Raw genomic sequence first — 19,463 nt, forward strand, 5'->3', positions numbered from 1 at the left:
ATATCAAACCTAAGTGCCAAACCCTTATATTTAAAGAGTTTGGCTTTTTGAGAATCTTCTTATAGTTATGGTAAGTGTTATTTGTTTTGTATTTAACATATATTTACAGTAAGGTGAGGGAGGAGGTTTTCTATCTGTTCATTTTTATCGTTTTAATCATTGCGACATTGTTGATTATTGCTTTTTTATATAAACTAAATTTTAAAAAAGGAAAAAAGGCAGTTCAAGTTTTTACACTTCAGGACTTTATGAATAATTCCATCGATTTTAATGAAAATAGGGAACAAAAGAGCACAATTATTGAATCAATCAATGATTTTTTTGATTCAGATCACAATGACAGTGATATTGATCAGGGTGGGAATGATGTCGATGACGGAGGAGAATAAAGCGAAAAATGATCTTCATCTAAGATCCGTTTATTACCTATAAGTTGTTTTATAATGTTTAGTGTTGTATAGATTATTGACCTGCTACTATCCTTGTTTCACTATTAAAGGATTTTCACTAGGAAGTTTAGCAAAACAAGGAAAGTAATAGAGGATTTTAAACTTTTTTCTTGAATTGTATAACTTGGTAAAAACAATTGAGATGCTGATTTCTGAAAAAGATAGTTTTGGTGAAACCTTGGAAGCAAATGACGTATGTTACAGTTGAAACATTGTCATCTGTATCGAAAACAATTTGTAATCATATAAATTTTAATAAACTAATATACATAGTAATGTAATCGCTCTCATATATAAGCTATTTTATTCTAAACTCTACTTTACAAGTTAGCTTAATAAGCAAAACTCTTAGAAAAGAGTCTAAATAAAAGGATGTTACTGAAGGAGGGGCTTATGAAACTTCAAAATCTAAAATTAGCAAATACTGGCTTACTTCTATATGAAAATAAGCATGTGAGAGGGAGTACTATTTCAGGTCACTATCATGATCATTTTCAAATTCTTTATGCCCTTGAAGGGGAGGGCCGGATGAATGTAGATGGAAGGGAATTTGTCTTTTCTAAGGATCAAATTATATTAATTGTACCAAACTCCATTCATTCAATTGCAGCTACTTCAACCTTAACTGTTTTAGTGTTAGCCTTTTCAAATTTAGCATTAGGAACGTTTGACAAGCATTGTTTACTACAATTTGTTCAAAGAAATTCACAGTATTTTGATTTAGATGTGATGAGAGCTAGTGAGGTAAGGCAAGTGTTAAGGAAGATGTTATTTGAGCAGACCAATTATGATTTATTATGCCCTTACTCATTGCCTATTTATTTGTGTGAACTCCTATTAATACTGGTACGTTTACAGACAGATCAAGAGTCTCAAGATATCAATGAAATGAGAGCATTACAGATAAGAAAATACATTGATCATAACTATTTTACAAATATCACAGCTGAAAGTATATCCTTAAAGTTTGAAATCTCTCCACGCTATATCAACTCGATTTATAAATCGAAATTTCATGAAACCCCATTGCAGTATCTACAAAAAATTAGAATTAATCGGGCAAAAGAAATGTTAGTAGAGACAGATTTAGAGATTATATCGATTAGTTTTGAAATTGGTTATGAAACTCTTTCCTCATTCTATCGGACGTTCCGAAATTTAGTTGGAATTTCTCCTCACAAGTTTCGTACTCTAAAAAGATAGAAAAAAGGTGCTATATGATTGTAGTCATTTGCCTCCTAACAGCTATTGAAGCTGTCAGTAGAATCTTATATACATCACCTTTTATGAATAATAGAAATGACTGTGGAAACTCTAAGGTAAAAAAGGAGTTGAAACTATAATGTCATTGAAAAATCAGTGGTTAGTTAACAGTATAATGGTGTTGCTTTCATGGTTATCCTTAACTTCTTATGGCTGGCGTAACATAAAAAGATTTTTTCCAGCATCAATACTTGTGGTTTTATTAGAAGCTTTGAATGTTCAAATTGGAAAAAGGCGAAAATGGTGGATCTTTTATAATAAGCCAAACTCCTATCTTACAGGGGAATTCCCTTTAAATATTGGCCCGTTTTTTATCACAGCGATGTGGACTTTAAAGTGGTCGTATGGAAACCTCAGTAAATTTTTATTAATAAATGCGATGATAAATGCCGGCTATGCTATAGTTTTCACATGGTTTTTGGAAAAACTAAAGGTTGTACAACTAATTCGGATAAATAAATTTCAATTCTTCCTATATTTATTTTACAAGGCTTTTTTCTTATATGCCTTTCAATACCTTCTTGAGAATAAAAAGAAATTTAATTAAAGGGCTAAAAATATGCCATATATAAAAGGGATTTTGCAGTAACGTATAAAGGGTACTTACTGAAATGGGGGATTTCGGAGTTGTTGGATTAAATATAATGATCAAATAATGGATGGTTAGAAAAACCCCTTTTCAGGTCCTAATCGTAATGAATTAACAAAAGATTAGAACAATAAATGTCATTCGATAATATAGTTGAAGTACAAAGGGATACTTGTTTGTGAGAGGTGTAACTTAAAGTTAAATAGAGCATTTGTATTTAAATGAAACGACAAGAATAAATGCAAGATTAAACTAAGAGGATTTACACTCAAAGTAAAAGCCACTCCATTTTGGTTGGCTTTATTTTTATTGCTTATCCTGTAATTAACAAAAATTTCTAGATGTACTTTACATATCGGTTTTCGCGTAAACAAAAATAAATAGTAGGTTTATCTTTGTTTTGATTTCAGAGTGTGTTTAATCTATAGGTAAACGTGTCCGGTAGAATAAAAGGAAAGGAATCTATAATGTCGCTTTCTGATTGACTGATACCTATATCAATAAAATAATATATTGATTTTATAGCCAGTGTTACTATGATGTTGCTATTATAGGTTTAGTTTTTAGTGTAAACTAGTAATAAAATAAGAAATTCCTTATGGAGGTTTTCACTTTATTATGACTAATCAATATGAAGATTCTAAATTAAAACTATTTTCGCTAAACTCTGCCCCAGCTTTGTCAAAAGAAATTGCCAAAATTCTAGGGGAAGATTTAGGGAAGTGTTCAGTTACTCGTTTCAGTGATGGAGAAATCCAAATCAATATCGAAGAAAGTATTCGAGGTTGTGAAGTATATATTATTCAATCGATAAGTAGTCCTGTAAATGAACATTTAATGGAGTTATTAATTATGGTTGATGCTTTAAAACGTGCATCAGCCAAAACGATTAACCTGGTTATTCCATACTATGGCTATGCTAGACAGGATCGTAAAGCAAGAGCTAGGGAGCCAATCACAGCAAAGCTTGTCTCGGATCTTCTTGAAACAGCTGGTTCAACTCGTGTGATTACATTAGACCTGCATGCACCACAAATTCAAGGGTTCTTTGATATCCCAATTGACCATCTTATGGGTGTTCCTATTTTAGGAGAATATTTCTTAAATAAGAATTTAGAAGATCTTGTGATCGTCTCTCCAGATCATGGCGGTGTAATACGTGCTCGTAAATTAGCAGACCGACTAAAGGCTCCGATTGCAATTATTGACAAAAGACGTCCAAGACCGAATGTTGTAGAAGTGATGAATATTGTAGGAAATATTGAAGGGAAAACAGCGATACTAATTGATGATATTATAGATACAGCAGGAACGATTACATTAGCAGCAAACGCTCTTGTAGAAAATGGTGCAAAAGAAGTATATGCTTGCTGCACACATCCAATTTTATCTGGTCCAGCTATTGAGCGTATTCAAAACTCTAAAATTAAAGAACTAGTTGTAACAAATTCAATTACTCTTCCTAAAGAGAAACGTATTGATAAGTTAGTTGAGCTTTCAGTTGCTCCCTTAATTAGTGAAGCAATCAAACGTATACATGAAAACCAATCTGTAGATGAACTAGTTCAATAATTTTTATATCCTTAACGTTTTTTAGATGAAGTGTGTCTACATTTATCTTTTGACAATTCTTAATGGTTCATATAAAATATTGGTAATTAAAAGAACGGAAGGGTGACCCAACTACATGAAGTACTAATCCTATTTACGAAAGCAAACAATTGAAGGTGATTTTTAGCAGACAATTTCTGTTTTATTTCTGTTGCCTTTTATTGTCGTTTTTCAGAATAGGATTGGATTTCTATAGTTGGACCTAAAGGGGTAGTCTCTTTTGTGTGCACCTATATATGATTTATGCCTCCTATTCTGAATGTATATAGGGGGCATTTTTGTCTCCTTAACTTGATTAAAGGGGAGATGTTTCAATGTTTTTATTAGAAGCACATCATGTTAAGCACTATGTACAGGATCGTTTATTACTAGATGTGGATCAATTACAAATTCATCAAAATGATCGAATTGGATTAGTTGGTCGAAATGGAAGTGGGAAAACAACGTTACTTCAAATTCTGGCTAAAAATTTTTCTCCAGATGAAGGGACCGTTATTCAACACACTCAATGTGAGATTTTACCTCAGCTTAAACGAACAGATACAACAAAAAGTGGTGGTGAAGTGACACAAGAATATATTCAAAAAGCCCTTGTCAAAGATCCAGAATTTTTACTTGCAGACGAACCAACGACAAATCTTGATACAGAACATATTGAATGGTTAGAAAAGAAGTTAAGAGATTGGCAGGGGGCATTTATCATTGTTTCTCATGACCGTGCATTTTTGGATGCTCTTTGTACAACTATATGGGAAATCAATGAAGGAAAGATAAAAGAGTATACGGGCAACTATAGTGATTATCTAGATCAAAAAGAAGTAGAGAGCCATCAAGAACAATTAGCTTATGAAAAATATCAGAAAAAGAAAAAGCAGTTAGAAGATGCTTTGAAATTGAAAGAGAAAAAAGCGGATAGAGCAACAAAGGCTCCAAAAAAGGTAAGTAAATCAGAAGCGAAAATAACTGGAGCAAAGCCATACTTTGCAAAAAAACAAAAGAAATTACAAAAAACTGCATCAGCCATTGAAACGAGATTAGAAAAACTTGAAAAGGTAGAAAAAGTGAAAGAACTTCCACAAATAAAGATGAACCTGCCGAATGAAGACACGTTTAAAAATCGGATTATCCTTCGTGTAGAGGATGTAACAGGGATGATTGGCAAACGTATCCTTTGGAACAAAACTAGTTTTCATGTAAGAGGCGGTGACAAATTAGCGATTATCGGCGCAAATGGAACGGGGAAAACGACGCTTGTAAAAAAGATCATCAATCAAGAGCCGAGTATCTTGCTTTCACCATCTGTTAAAATGGGTTACTTTAGCCAAAACTTAACTATATTAGATGTGGAGAAATCTATTTTAGAGAATGTCCAATCCTCTTCAAAGCAGAATGAAACGCTTATTCGAACAGTACTTGCGAGAATGCATTTCTTCAGAGATGATGTTTATAAGCTAGTAGGGGTTTTGAGTGGCGGTGAGCGCGTGAAAGTTGCGCTAACGAAGCTATTTTTAAGTGATATCAATACATTGATCTTAGATGAACCGACGAATTTTCTTGATATGGAAGCAGTTGAAGCATTAGAGTCTCTTCTAAAAGAATATGAAGGGAGCGTAATCTTCATCAGCCATGATCGCCGATTCATTGATAATATCGCTACTCGAATCTTGGCCATTCGTCAGCAAGAGATTGAATCGTTTGAAGGAACATATCAGCAATATAAACATGATCAACCACTGAGAACGAGAGACAGCGAAAAGGATAAACTTCTCCTACTCGAAACAAAAATAACAGAAGTATTAAGTCGCTTAAGTATAGAACCATCTGAAGAATTAGAAAAAGAATTTCAAAAGCTTTTAAAAGAAAAAAGGGAATTGAACACGATTGATTAAACTTGAAAGGTTACGGAGGATGAAAAAGAACAACTTCTATGTGAGTATAAAGATCAATACTTTTTTAACGAAATGGTGGATTTTGAATGAAGTTTGGTGATTTATATCAGGGACTGATTGTTTTTAATAAGGTTATGAATTTGAAATAAAGTTCGAGCGAAAATCCTGTTATATGCAGGATTTTTTCTTATTTACATGCCCGATTCATCCTTGTGTTTTCAACATGCAATTTTGACATGATTATAAAATAACAGTAGCTTGAGTTGATGAAGCGGATGGAAAATAATGTTACAAACATCCTCGAAATCAGATTTGATACAATCTATCATTCAATTGAATCGAAAATAGTTTGTAACCTGATAGTGGATTTAACATCACGGTCTAGAAATAGAAACGAAACTTAAATATACGTGCTCTAAATCCAAGGCTAAGAAGGGAGTAATAGAAGAACGAATAAAGATAATTCTATTTAATATAGTGAACGAGGGCAATCCATACGCAAAATGGTTCTCAGATGAAGTATCTAACGGTGTAGGTTTACTAAAAAATTGGAAAAGTCGAGTGATGGTTAATTCTTACATATAAATTATTTTTAAAAGAGGAATGAACTTTTTTATGTTGAAGAGTTAATACGAGGATGACAAGAGATCTATTTTACTTCCTAAGAAGAGTTAAGCAAAAGTTCGCCTATTCGTGTGGACTTTCTGTACCTAAAATATTGGATGTCAAAGAATTAGATGGAAAACAAGCTATAAAAATGGAATATATTAAAGGGTGAAAAATAGGCACTATTCTATTTGAAAACATGGAAAAAGAAGTATAGCACATCAATATTTCAATTGATATTCAACAAAAGGTCAATAGTGTTGTTACTGATTCACTTGATTCCAATGTTTCATAAATTAGATTTATAAAATAGACGAAGAGACTTTGTCATGGAGGTTTCCATCTTTTTAGTGTGAGAATGGCAGATGAAATAGTAACAATTATAGATTGGGTTGATTCAAGTGCAGGAGCTATTCGTGCGTATTTTGTTCACTCTTCTAATGAAGTAGCTTCACTCAGAAGATTTTTACAAGGAGATGAAAAACGATGGAACAAGAAAAAGGATGTTTAGGCTGTATACTTGCAAATAAAAAACAACCAACAAATATTGTATATGAAGATCAATATGTTACTTGTTTTTTGGACCACGATCCTTTTAATGAGGGGCATACGTTAATCTTACCAAAGGAACATTTTTTTGATGTTGATGAACTTAACAAAGTTACTGCCATTGCAATTATGAATGCATCTATTCTTCTTTCAAAGGCGATAAAAATAGTGTATAAACCAGATGGGATTACGATGACACAAAATGGTGGAATTTTTAATGACGAACTTACTCATTATCATATGCACGTTGTCCCAAGGTATGAACACCAACCGTTTGCCGATTTTTATGAAGGTGGACCAATAGAATTAAATGAAAAGGTAAGAGATCTTTCGGAATCCAAGGAGAGGCTAATTGAAGCGATAAGTAAGGTTAAATAGGTTGTTTTATTAATGAATAACGATTAGAAAAATGGACTGAATGATCAGTTTTCTATTTTAGCTGAGGTGAATAGAGTGTGTAATAATAGTGGCACCAAAAAAAACAGAGAGATTCGATCAATGTTTCTTTCGGTATAATTCACCATAACGAGAAGTCTCTTTTTCATAAATAATGGATAAAAATTTAATTTATCGAAAAATGGATTATAATCACAATATGATAATTTCCATTTGGGGAGGGACTATGATGGAGAGAACGCTTGTTTGTGACTACGAAGAGAGTCTTCGGAAGGCAATGATGGCTAGTGATGTTGAAATCCTTGATGAGCTCCTAAGTGATGACCTTATTTTTGTTAATCATTTTGGTCATTTGGTAACGAAGGAAGTTGATATTGAAGCACATCGAACAGGTTTATTGAATTTTACTGATGTTACATTTTTGGAACAAAAGGTAATCCTATTAGAAGATTCAGCTGTTACAATAACAAGAGTTAGCCTCAAAGGAACCTATGGTGTAGAACCTATTGAAGATGAAATGTGCTATACAAGGGTTTGGCAAATGAAAAATGATGAATGTAAAGTTATTACAGGACATTGTTGTACAGTTATAAGTTAATATATTTAAAAGTAACATTTGAGCTAAACGTGTATTCAATCTTACAAGCTCTTGCCTATTTAATATTTCCTGCTTGAATAGATGTGAAAAAAATCGTTATTTTATGGATAGTTAAGTACAACGGAATCAATGTATGAAAGCCCCTATCAGTGAAATCCACAAGGGTTTTTTAATTCGTTAGTTTAAACGGACTAAAACGGGGTCCATTTCTTTCTGTTCTACTTTTGCTCACGAGCCGAGAGAAGAAGATTACTTGAGTAATGGAAACGGATGTTGCTGTTGGGTCGATTTTTGTATTGTTACACTCGACTTGTAAGATCTACCATTATCTTTATTTACAGCACCGTTTCCATCCAAGAGATCGGTATTTCCAAGATATCTTGGAGTTCCGCAAATTCAGAAGTGAAATCTGACCACCCTTTTCAAAAGTTTTTGCCTTTTGAAAATCCTTAGTTGGAATATATGGACCCTGTAGATAAACTGGAATAGTAATGCAATGATAATAACACGTTGATCCATAGATGAGAAAGTAGTTGTTGATTTAGCACTATTCGGTAATGAATTCTGTAACAATTAGTAGAATGTTAAAGAGATTGGATATATTCAATCTCTTTTTGTATGTAATCGCCTTGTTTATTTATCATTTTATAATCTAAATTGAAGCTATGTCCAAAGGAAGCGAAAAGAGCACGAAGATATTCTTAACAGATGTACATTCTTACTTTGTACGAAAAACACTATCTTTGCGAAAACAGCCTTTTATTCAAAGTTCTAATGTGTCCTTGTGCTATATTTACACCCTTAATGGATTTGATTTCTAAACTAAAATGTTTTTTATTTCCGATATTGCTAATCTGAATCTTATATCACTAAGACCTACATCAATTTTTTTACTAGAATAAAGATATCTTTACAAAAAAATTTTGGAGGGATTTCAATGTCTATAGTGAATGTAGGTATTATTATGAACGGTGTGACGGGTCGTATGGGGATGAATCAACATTTGATTCGCTCGATTCTTGCGATTCGTGAACAAGGTGGGGTATCACTTGCGAATGGTGATGTAATTATCCCTGATCCTGTTTTGGTCGGTCGTAATGAGAGCAAGCTGAAGGCATTGGCAGAGAAACATCAAGTTGAGTGTTGGAGTACTAATTTAGAGTCTTGCCTTGCCGATCAGAAAAATCTGATTTATTTTGATTCACAAACGACAGTCCATCGTGCAGAAGATGTACGGAAGGCAATAAAAGCAGGAAAGCATATCTATTGTGAGAAGCCAACTGCAACGAGTTTAGAGGAATCACTTGATCTTGCAAAATTAGCTTGTCAAGCGAATGTGAAAAATGGTGTTGTTCAAGATAAGTTGTTCTTGCCAGGAATCTTAAAATTAAAACGTCTCATTGATTCTGGATTTTTTGGAAACATTCTATCTGTTCGGATGGAATTTGGATACTGGGTATTCGAGGGAGATTGGCAGCCGGGTCAGAGACCTTCATGGAACTACCGTAAAGAGGATGGAGGTGGCATTATCATTGATATGTTTGCCCATTGGCGTTATGTCCTTGATCATCTATTTGGCAATGTTCAGTCTGTTTCGTGTTTAGGTGCTACACATATACATAAACGGGTAGACGAAAATGGAAATCCATATCAATCGACTGCTGATGATGCAGCATATGCAACATTCGAATTAGAAGGAGGTATTATCGTTCAAGCGAATTCTTCATGGACGGTAAGAGTTAATCGGGACGATCTACTTACTATTCATGTCGATGGTACCGAAGGAAGTGCTGTTGCTGGATTAAGAGATTGTAAGGTTCAACATCGTGTGAATACACCAAAGCCTGTTTGGAATCCCGACATTCCTAATCCGTTTAATTTCCTAGATCAATGGCAAGAGGTACCTGAAAACGACCAATATGAGAACGCATTCAAAGTTCAGTGGGAACTATTTTTGAAACATGTTATTAATGATGAGCATTTTCCTTGGGATTTGTTAGAAGGGGCAAAAGGAACCCAACTTGCTGAACTTGGACTATTATCATGGAAAGAAAGACGATGGATCGATGTACCTGAATTAACAGTTGGGGGGATAATAGATGAGAGGAAAATTGAAGTTACCAAAAGCTAATGGCTCATTTCTCCATTATGAAGTAGGTGATGCGTCAAGTTTTACGGTACCAGGCAAACCATTTACAAGTCGTATTTCTTTTTCAGCTGCACATGTCGTTTGTAATCCATTTTCAGGCGCGGATCCAATCAAACATTCACAAATCGATTGGGAATACACATTGGCTTATCGTCGTTATCTTTGGTCACTAGGTCTTTCAGTGGCAGAGGCAATGGATACTGCCCAACGAGGGATGGGACTTAATTGGACTGCGGCAAAGGAATTAATTCGCCGTTCAATTACGGAGGCAAATGCTGTGGGCGGAAAAATAGCCTGCGGAGCTGGCACTGATCATTTACTACCGAACGAAAGTGTTACTTTGGAAGCAGTTATCCAAGGATATGAAGAGCAATGTAGTTTTATAGAGGAGCAGGGTGGACAAATTATTTTGATGGCTAGTAGAGCCCTTGCAGGATGTGCGAATGGACCTGATGATTATTATCATGTATATAGCCATATGCTAAAGCAAATTTCACAGCCAGTTATCCTGCATTGGCTTGGGGATATGTTTGATCCAGCGCTAAAAGGATATTGGGGTCATAACGAAATACGTGATGCTATGGAGGTTTGTCTGAATATTATTTGGGATCACAAAGATATGGTTGATGGGATTAAGATTTCACTGTTAGATGCAGAACGGGAGATTGAAATGCGTCGCTTATTACCAGAAGGAGTTCGTATGTATACGGGGGATGACTTTAATTATCCTTCATTAATTCGTGGAGACGAACATGGGTATAGCAATGCACTTCTCGGTATATTTGATGCGATTGCACCTGCAGCAGCAGCGGCTATGCATGCGCTTGATGAAGGGGATATGAATCACTATGATTCTATCCTAGAAAAAACAGTTCCATTGGCGAGACATATTTTTCAACAGCCAACATACTCTTACAAAACTGGAATTGTTTTTATGGCGTATTTAAATGGTCATCAATCTCATTTTCGGATGATCGGTGGGGCTGAGAGTGCACGCTCAATTATCCATCTTTCTGAGCTTTTTGTTCTTGCAGATGAAGCTGGTTTATTCGTAGATCCGGAGATTGCTGCAGACAAAATGCAGCTTATTCTAGAACTTTCAGGAATAAAATAGGAGGGGAATATGGATAACTTACAATCTATTGAAAGATTAAGTTTGAATCAGATTACAACGGATAATTGGACACTTCAAGAAGCAGTGGATGGCTGTCTTAGAGCTGAGATTCCCTCAATTTCTCTTTGGAGACATAAAGTCGAAGAGATCGGACTCTTAGAGAGTAAGAGATTGGTGAAAAATGCAGGTATTCATGTGTCAAGCTTATGTAGAGGCGGTATGTTCCCGGCGTCAACACCGACGGATAGACAAAAACGAATTGATGATAATAAACGTGCAATAGAAGAGGCTGCAGAACTTGGAACAGATGTACTAGTATTAGTTTGTGGTTCATCTCCTGACAAAGATATTACTAACGCTCGGAAAATGGTTGCAGATGGAATTGAGCAAATTGTCCCTTTTGCAGAAGAATACGGTATTAAGCTTGGGATTGAACCACTTCATCCTATGTATGCTGCAGAGCGATGTGTCATTGTAACATTAGCAGAAGCGAATGACATAGCTAGTAGGTATACTCCAGAACAAGTTGGCGTTGTTATCGATGTCTTTCACGTCTGGTGGGATCCTGACTTATATCACCAGATTACGTCTGCAAAGGGTCGTATCCTTGGTTTCCATGTATCTGATTGGATCGTTCCGACACCAGATTTACTAATGGGTCGAGGAATGATGGGAGATGGAGTAATTGATATAAAGAAAATAAGACAAGCGGTTGAACAAGCAGGCTATACTGGGCCAATTGAGGTTGAAATTTTTAACGAAGAAATCTGGAATAAACCTGGTGATGTTGTTTTGGAACAAATGAAAGATCGTTTTATACAGTATGTTTAAAAATGATATTAACAATTGATCTTGGTTAGTTTGCATTGGGATAAACAAAAGAAAGAAATACGGACTAGCTTTTGGTTTTTTAGAAGCTAGTTTCTAGGTCTAAATGGTTTTTAATCACAGAGACAGAGAAATTGGATTTTAGCAATTTAGGTAAAACTTTCTATGCATCAGAGCAACAAGGAGAAAGACATGTAAATGAAACTTCTCTATGATTAAGGAAAGTAAAATCAAAAGAAAAATGACTTTTTATTAATAAAGTGTTGCACGCAACCAAGATACTACTATTTTACTAAAAATATAACTATTTCAAAAACAGTCTATGATAAAGAAACTTTTTACCAAGGGAGTAAAGTGAATGAAACTAGCTTTTACTACGTTAGGTTGTCCGAAATGGGATCTGGATACGATTCTAGAAAAAGCAGTGGCATCAGGTTATGATGGGGTCGATTTCCGCGGTTATTTAGGAGAAATGGATATTTATAAATTACCGGAATTTACAACAGGGATAGCAAATACGAAGAGGAAATTTGTAAAAGCATCGATTGAAATACCCTGTTTCTCAAGTTCTGTCCGTCTATTTACAACTTCCGATAATGAGCTTACAAGATACTTAGTGGAGTTAAGACAATATGCGAAGTTGTGTAACGAATTTCAAACTCCTTACATTCGTGTGTTTGGTGGCAAGATTGGCCAATTTAGCAGGCAAGATGCACTAATTAACGTTGTTGAGAATCTAAGAAAAATGCTTCCAATAGTAGAACAACATCAGGTTTGCTTACTTTTAGAAACGCATGATGATTGGACTAATTGTCAATTTGTAAAAGATGTTCTAGATCGTATTGATTCTCCTTTCTTACATGTCCTTTGGGATGTCCATCATCCCTATCGGACAGTAGCAGAGTATCCAGAACAAACGTGGCAGACATTAGGAGAAAACATAAAATATACACATTGGAAAGATTCGTATCTCAAGGAAGATTGTGAACGAGGCTACCAATTATGCTTACTTGGTGAAGGAGATATTCCTTTAGAGCCCATTTATAGACTATTACAAGATAAAAAATATGATGGTTATTATACATTGGAATGGGAAAAGGTATGGTGCCCTGAAATAGAAGAGCCTGATATAGCTTTTCAACAATATGCTGTCTATATGAAAAAACTAGAAAAAAGCTACCTTGAGATTGATAGTGGGTAAAATCGAACCTTTTCAATAATGTAAAAATGATATCAAAGAGAAATATCACTAATGTTTTCTGTTTGATTTAAATTTGAAACATTTTTCTTATTGTCAATAATGGTCCGATTCATAAATGGTTATTAAAAACCTGAAGAGTATAGAAAGGATGTAAGTCTATGGCAAATGTAAGAATCGGTGTTATTGGTGTTGGAACAATGGGTAGTGCTCACGCAGAATACCTTCAAGAAGGAGCTATAAGAGGGGCGGAATTAACAGCCGTTTTAGATATCAGTGAAGAACGAATAAATTGTCTGGAAGAAAATGTAACAGATGGAGTGGACATATTTACTGATGAAGATTCCTTTTTTAATTCCGGATTAATCGATGCTGTTATCGTTGCGACACCACATTACTCTCATTCCCCACTAGCTATAAAGGCATTTGAATCTGGACTTCACGTTTTGTGTGAAAAACCTGCAGGTGTCTACACGAAACAAGTACGTGAAATGAATGAAGCTGCTGAAAAAAGTGGAAAAGTATTTTCAATGATGTATAACCAGAGGACGAATCCACTCTATCAAAAATTGCGTGAGTTAATTCAAACTGGAGAGCTTGGAGAAATTCGCCGGATTAACTGGTTGATAACCAATTGGTACAGATCGCAAAGTTATTATAATTCAGGTGGTTGGCGTGCTACATGGTCCGGTGAAGGTGGAGGTGTGTTAATCAATCAGTGCCCACACCAATTAGATTTATGGCAATGGATGACAGGAATGATGCCAAAACGAATGCGCGCATTTTGTTATTTTGGTAAACATCGAGATATTGAAGTAGAAGATGATGTAACAGCGTTTGCAGAATACGAAAATGGAGCTACAGGGGTATTTATCACAACTACAGGCGAAGCACCTGGTACGAATCGCTTAGAAATTGCTGGTGATCAAGGAAAGGTCGTTGTAGAAAACGGAAAACTAGACTTTTGGCGACTTCGTGTTCCAGAGCCTGAATTTAACCGTGACTATCAAGGAGGATTTGGTTCACCTGAATGTTGGAAGGTTGAGATTCCAATTGAAGGAAAAGAAACGGGTCACCGCGGGATTACACAAAATTTTGTTGATGCAATTGTGAAAGGAATACCACTTATTGCTCCAGGTAGAGAAGGGATTGAAGGACTTTCCCTATCTAACGCTATACATTTGTCTACATGGTTAGATGATTGGGTTGATTTTCCGATTAATGAGGAGCTTTATTATAAACATTTACAAGAAAAGATAGCGAACTCGACCGTAAAAAAGGAAACTTCAGGCATCTCGTTGAATGTGAAGGGTACATATTAAAAAAATGAATAATGATTACGTTTGATAGACTGTAATTGTAGTAGATAAAAAAATCATTTCAATGAGGAGTGGATTTGATAATGAAGTTTTCTGTTTTTACCGTAATGGCTCCAGATATAACACCAGAACAATTACTCGTGTACTTAAAGGAATTTGGCTACCATGGTGTAGAGTGGCGTTTTAAAGAAACAACAGATCAGTTAAAACAAGAAAAGCCAAGCTTTTGGGGGAATAATTTATGTACAATTTCCCCTGATAGTTCAGACCAAGAGTTAACAGATTTATCTCGGGTTACGAAAGAGTACGGAATTGAAGTGACGAGTGTAACCCCATACCTTAATTGTGGGGATTTGGTTGCTACCGAAAACGTACTTCGTGTTGCTCAGAAATTAGGTGCCTCTACGATACGTGTCGGTGTTCCTAAGTACAATCGCAGCGAAAATTACCATGATTTATTCATGAAAGCTGTTGGGTATTTATCTGAAGTGGAACAAATGTGTAAGCAGTATAAAATGAAAGGGTTGGTGGAAACGCATCATGAAACAATTACACCTAGTGCAGGACTTGCACATCGATTAGTCAGTCAATTCAACCCAGATTATATTGGAGTGTTATTTGATCCAGGAAATATGGTTCACGAAGGGTATGAGAACCACAGGATGGCATTAGAATTGTTGGGACCTTATTTAGCACATGTTCATGTCAAAAATGCTAGCTGGGTTATCAAAGAAAAGAACGAAGATGGAACGGTTATGTGGAAACCAGATTGGGATTTAGTAGAAAAGGGAGTCGTTAATTGGCAGCAAGTATTAAAAGATTTAAAGTCAGTCGATTACGATGGATATATTGGAATGGAAGATTTTAGTCAAGCATTTTCAACAAAGGAATCTATTAAACACAATATTGAATGGATCAAAAAGCTTTTATCAGAAATTTAAGGATATCTACCATTGGTTAAGGAAGGGAAGTAATAAAATGAGAGTAGGATGTTGTACAGATATTACGAATTCATCCATTGCCAAAAAGGCTGGTTTTGACTTTTTAGAATGTACCGTTGTTTCTTTAGTACCTGCCAATGATGAGGATTTTCAAAACATACTAAAAAGCTATCAACAAAGTCATCTTCCTGTAGAGGTATGTAATATATTTTTACCAGGCCAACTAAAAATCGTTGGAGATACAGTTGATCATGATGCGGTAGAAAGCTATGTTAAAACAGCACTTTCAAGAGTGAAACAAATTGGTGCTAAAAAAGTCGTATTCGGAAGCGGAGGAGCAAGGTCATTACCTGAAGCTTTCCCTCGTGATACAGGGGAAGAGCAAATCGTACAGTTTCTAGACATGGTAGCCGATTATGCAGAGCCGTTAGGGATAACCATTGTCATTGAACCCTTAAATAAAAAAGAGAGTAATATGATTAACAGTGTTCCAGAAGCTATGTCGTTCGCTAAAAAGGTTAACCGAAAACCAATACAAATTTTAGCCGATTTTTATCATATGGATGAAGAACGGGAACCTATTGATAATATTATCGCTGCCAAAGACATGATAAAACACATACATGTTGCCGATACAGGGAGATTAGCTCCAGGTACAGGGAACTATCCATATCAAGAATTTGTTCAGTGTTTAGCTAAAGCGAATTATAACGACCAAGTTTCAATTGAATGTAACTGGATCAACTTTGATACAGAAATATTTCAAGCGAGACAATTTTTAACCAATTTATTTAATGAAAATTAGGTTGTTTTTCTTTGTTATTTATCTAGAATTTATAGGGACACTTCATTACAGATAAGAGGGGAAACCTATGGGGGAAGAAAATATTAATGTGTACTATCGGAATAAAAACGAAGTATCCACAAAAGACGAGTTTCGTTTTCATTCTCATGACAGGTATGAAATCTATTACTTTCACGGCAGTAACTGTAAATATCTAATTGGTGATCATATTCATTATTTACAGGAAGACGATATCATTATTATGAATGGATTAACCTTACATCGAGCAAATCCTGAATTAGGGAAGTTGTATGAGAGAAGTGTCATTGAATTTTCTGCAGAATGGATTCAACCGATACTAAGTAGTTTAAAAGTTCCGGAATTGCTAAATCCATATCAAATGCTAAGTAATACGTTGTTTAGGGGTGTGGATAAAACAGAGCTATCAGAAATTGAGGATTTAATAAGAAGAATTGCATCAATAGATGTAAATAAGAAAAACGCGTCTAAACGTGATAATCGCCTATTAGAAGGTGAAATTTCAATTTTACTTGTCCAACTGCTCTTTAAAATTTATGAACTTAGCAAACTAAGACTTGTAAAGATACCCACGGTAAAGTCCGAAAAAGCCACTCATGTGAATCGAGTTGCAAAATGGATTGAACAACATCTTGAAAGCAACATTACCTTAGATAACATTGCTACTAATTTAAATATTAGTAAATATTATATGTCGAGGATTTTTAAGGATGTAACTGGTTATACAATTATGCAATACCTTATGTGCTGTCGGATCAATCGTGCAAAATATTTATTAGAGATGCATCCTGACAAATCGATTTTAGCAGTAGCATTAGACTCAGGGTTTGAAAGTTTATCCCATTTTAGCCGATTTTTTCGAAAACAAGTTCATATCACACCAACCGAGTATCGTAATCGAAAAGCAATTGAGTTCCAATCAAGCCAGTTGGAATCACGTTAGTAAGGTTCTATTTTCTTTTCTTGCATTTGATACTCTGCAACTCAGTAAAACTGTGCATGACAGAGTATTGAAATATAGTCAAAAGAAAATGGAGTTTCCAATAATAACAGCCATAAAACAATACCACTCATAACATTCAGAATAGTTCTTTTTATTAAGTTAGTTGTAAGCGTTATCACATTTTCCTAAGGTGTAGTGTAAATAGAGGTGTTGAACCAAAGCAATCCATGATTGTCTCTTGAAGAAAGGAGAATATGATGGCTAAAAGCAATGTGGAACTAACCAACCAAATAGGTTTGAAATCATTGAAACGAAAAAGACGAAATGAAAGTTTTAAGTGGTACATTTTTCTTATACCGAGTTTTTTAGGAATTCTATTATTTATGGTGTATCCAGTATTCGAATCACTCAGATTGAGCTTTTACCAATCCAATGGAACGATTGAACATTATATTGGACTCGAAAACTTTCAATCTGTTTTAACGTCAGGTCCATTTTGGAATTCAGTTTGGAATACGTTCTATATTGGAATCTTTCAAATCATAATAACTATCCCATTAGGTTTTATCTTTGCCTCACTTATCAATTCGACTACTAAAGGTCAAAATTTTTTCAAAGTTATTTACTTCCTACCAAATGTTACTTCTATCGTCGCAGCCGCAATGATCTTTGCCTTTGTCCTTCACCCTGAAATGGGGATTGTCAACTATATTCTCGAATCAATTGGATTACCGACACCAGGATGGCTATCTGATCCTTCCACTTCCAAATGGGCTGTCATTTTATTATCCGTTTGGCATTGGATCGGCTTTGTCATTATTATATGTCTCGCCAATTTACAAGCAATTTCTTCTGAAATGTATGAGGCAGCCAAAATTGATGGTGCCAATGGTTTTCAACAATGGTTATTTATCACGATTCCAAACATGATGGGTACTTTCGCTTTTCTGCTTATTACTGGGTGGATAGGAGCCCTTCAACGTTTTAATGAGGTATACGTTCTCGGTGGACCAAATGGAAGTCCTGCTAGATCAATTCAAACAATGGGTGCGTTTATCTATGAACGTGGTTTTACAGGGTTCGAATTTGGCATTGCATCCGCCGCTACTTATATCATGTTTATCATCATTCTTGTCTTCACCTTTATTAATCTGAAAGTTTCGAAGATGAATGTATAAAGCTAGAGAGGAGGAACCCTGGTGAAGAATACCATTTCATATCAGAAAATGGAACGATTAACAGGAGTGTTTAAGTTTGTTATTCTACTCGTTTTCGGTTGTTTGCTAATGGCCCCATTTATTTGGATGATAAGTGTTGGATTTGACCGAACAGCCAACGTGACGATGCCATTTCCGCCAAAGTTAATTCCAGATAGTCCGTCAACGTTTAACTATGGAATCGTTTTTGAGAATGGCAGGTTAATACAGTCCTATATTAACTCTGGAATTGTCACCATTATTTCCGTAATCCTTTCCGTTTCATCATCGCTATTAGCTGGTTATGCATTCTCAAAAGGGACATTTAAGGGGAAAAGAGTTTTATTTGTTATCGTGCTTTGTACATTAATGATTCCGATGGAACCACGTTTAATTCCTTTGTACAAATTGTTTAATTCCGTCAATTTATTGAATACGTTTTGGCCACTTATTTTACCATCGATCATTAGTGGCATGTTGATTTTCCTTTGTAAACAGTTTTTTGATCAGCTACCAAACACATTACGGGAAGCAGCACAAATTGATGGAGCTGGCGAGTTTAAAACGTTTTTCCAAGTTTACTTGCCACTTTCAGGACCAATAACAGCAACGATGGTCATCTTATCATTTATTTGGAGTTGGAATGATTTTATGTGGCCATTAGTTGTACTGAATGACCAAGATCTCCACACTGTTCCTCTGTACCTTGCTAGTTTTTCACTAGAAAATGGAACTAGTTTAGGTGGTTTAACGATGGCTTTAGCTACGGTAAGTATTATACCAATTGTTATCGTATATCTGTTTTTACAAAGATACATTATTCAAAGTATCGCTTTAAGTGGAGTCAAGGGGGAGTGATGGTTTATATCGGTTACTCATTTTAGGTCAAGGCTGTTTTGGCAAAGATAGTTGTTTTTCGTAACGGCACTTCTTTACGTACTTAACCTGTCTTCGTGCTCTTTTCGTTAAATGACTTAGCCATTTTCTTTTAAAATTGCTTCT

Annotated in this window: 19 protein-coding genes; all 19 read left to right on the forward strand. The window is 35.2% G+C overall.

Annotated features, from left to right (window positions below; genetic code table 11):
* Positions 1-248 precede the first annotated feature (248 nt).
* The 19 genes from AC6CHR_RS12250 to AC6CHR_RS12340 all read left to right on the forward strand — a co-directional run bounded on the left by AC6CHR_RS12250 (position 249) and on the right by AC6CHR_RS12340 (position 19,319).
* Positions 249-389, forward strand: coding sequence for a hypothetical protein (locus tag AC6CHR_RS12250; RefSeq protein WP_498249093.1), 141 nt, complete (start codon positions 249-251; stop codon positions 387-389).
* A 453-nt stretch (positions 390-842) separates the two neighbouring features.
* A complete protein-coding gene (locus AC6CHR_RS12255) occupies positions 843-1,652 on the forward strand; it encodes a helix-turn-helix transcriptional regulator (protein ID WP_498249095.1) in 810 nt (269 codons plus the stop codon).
* Positions 1,653-1,791: 139 nt separating this feature from the next.
* Positions 1,792-2,259: a hypothetical protein gene (locus tag AC6CHR_RS12260; protein ID WP_498249097.1), complete on the forward strand. Its 468-nt coding sequence runs from the start codon at positions 1,792-1,794 to the stop codon at positions 2,257-2,259.
* 660 nt (positions 2,260-2,919) lie between these two features.
* Positions 2,920-3,873: a ribose-phosphate diphosphokinase gene (locus AC6CHR_RS12265; RefSeq protein ID WP_498249099.1), complete on the forward strand. Its 954-nt coding sequence runs from the start codon at positions 2,920-2,922 to the stop codon at positions 3,871-3,873.
* A 353-nt stretch (positions 3,874-4,226) separates the two neighbouring features.
* Entirely contained in the window at positions 4,227-5,801 is a 1,575-nt protein-coding gene (locus AC6CHR_RS12270; protein ID WP_498249101.1) for a Vga family ABC-F type ribosomal protection protein, read from the forward strand.
* 637 nt (positions 5,802-6,438) lie between these two features.
* Positions 6,439-6,579, forward strand: a complete 141-nt coding sequence (locus AC6CHR_RS12275) for a hypothetical protein (protein WP_498249103.1) — start codon at positions 6,439-6,441, stop codon at positions 6,577-6,579.
* A gap of 186 nt (positions 6,580-6,765) precedes the next feature.
* Positions 6,766-6,918: a hypothetical protein gene (locus AC6CHR_RS12280; protein WP_498249105.1), complete on the forward strand. Its 153-nt coding sequence runs from the start codon at positions 6,766-6,768 to the stop codon at positions 6,916-6,918.
* Complete coding sequence (locus AC6CHR_RS12285; RefSeq protein ID WP_498249107.1) at positions 6,894-7,334, forward strand: HIT family protein; 441 nt, start codon at positions 6,894-6,896, stop codon at positions 7,332-7,334. Before AC6CHR_RS12280 ends, AC6CHR_RS12285 begins: the two co-directional genes overlap by 25 nt.
* A gap of 247 nt (positions 7,335-7,581) precedes the next feature.
* Positions 7,582-7,950, forward strand: coding sequence for a nuclear transport factor 2 family protein (locus tag AC6CHR_RS12290; RefSeq protein WP_498249109.1), 369 nt, complete (start codon positions 7,582-7,584; stop codon positions 7,948-7,950).
* 937 nt (positions 7,951-8,887) lie between these two features.
* A complete protein-coding gene (locus tag AC6CHR_RS12295; RefSeq protein WP_498249111.1) occupies positions 8,888-10,081 on the forward strand; it encodes a Gfo/Idh/MocA family protein in 1,194 nt (397 codons plus the stop codon).
* Positions 10,050-11,213: a dihydrodipicolinate synthase family protein gene (locus tag AC6CHR_RS12300; protein ID WP_498249113.1), complete on the forward strand. Its 1,164-nt coding sequence runs from the start codon at positions 10,050-10,052 to the stop codon at positions 11,211-11,213. Before AC6CHR_RS12295 ends, AC6CHR_RS12300 begins: the two co-directional genes overlap by 32 nt.
* A gap of 9 nt (positions 11,214-11,222) precedes the next feature.
* Positions 11,223-12,044, forward strand: coding sequence for a sugar phosphate isomerase/epimerase family protein (locus AC6CHR_RS12305; RefSeq protein WP_498249115.1), 822 nt, complete (start codon positions 11,223-11,225; stop codon positions 12,042-12,044).
* Positions 12,045-12,399: 355 nt separating this feature from the next.
* Entirely contained in the window at positions 12,400-13,242 is an 843-nt protein-coding gene (locus tag AC6CHR_RS12310; protein ID WP_498249117.1) for a sugar phosphate isomerase/epimerase family protein, read from the forward strand.
* 158 nt (positions 13,243-13,400) lie between these two features.
* Positions 13,401-14,561 carry a Gfo/Idh/MocA family protein gene (locus AC6CHR_RS12315; RefSeq protein WP_498249118.1) on the forward strand — a complete coding sequence of 387 codons (1,161 nt, stop codon included), beginning with the start codon at positions 13,401-13,403 and terminating at the stop codon, positions 14,559-14,561.
* Between the two features lie 80 nt (positions 14,562-14,641).
* Positions 14,642-15,499 carry a sugar phosphate isomerase/epimerase family protein gene (locus AC6CHR_RS12320; RefSeq protein WP_498249119.1) on the forward strand — a complete coding sequence of 286 codons (858 nt, stop codon included), beginning with the start codon at positions 14,642-14,644 and terminating at the stop codon, positions 15,497-15,499.
* Between the two features lie 37 nt (positions 15,500-15,536).
* A complete protein-coding gene (locus AC6CHR_RS12325; RefSeq protein ID WP_498249120.1) occupies positions 15,537-16,304 on the forward strand; it encodes a sugar phosphate isomerase/epimerase family protein in 768 nt (255 codons plus the stop codon).
* A gap of 67 nt (positions 16,305-16,371) precedes the next feature.
* On the forward strand, positions 16,372-17,265 hold the full coding sequence (locus tag AC6CHR_RS12330) for an AraC family transcriptional regulator (protein WP_498249121.1): 894 nt from the start codon (positions 16,372-16,374) through the stop codon (positions 17,263-17,265).
* Positions 17,266-17,522: 257 nt separating this feature from the next.
* Positions 17,523-18,443 carry a carbohydrate ABC transporter permease gene (locus AC6CHR_RS12335; RefSeq protein WP_498249122.1) on the forward strand — a complete coding sequence of 307 codons (921 nt, stop codon included), beginning with the start codon at positions 17,523-17,525 and terminating at the stop codon, positions 18,441-18,443.
* 21 nt (positions 18,444-18,464) lie between these two features.
* Entirely contained in the window at positions 18,465-19,319 is an 855-nt protein-coding gene (locus AC6CHR_RS12340; protein ID WP_498249123.1) for a carbohydrate ABC transporter permease, read from the forward strand.
* Positions 19,320-19,463: the final 144 nt, after the last annotated feature.

It is taken from the genome of Metabacillus sp. GQ13 (assembly GCF_059758525.1).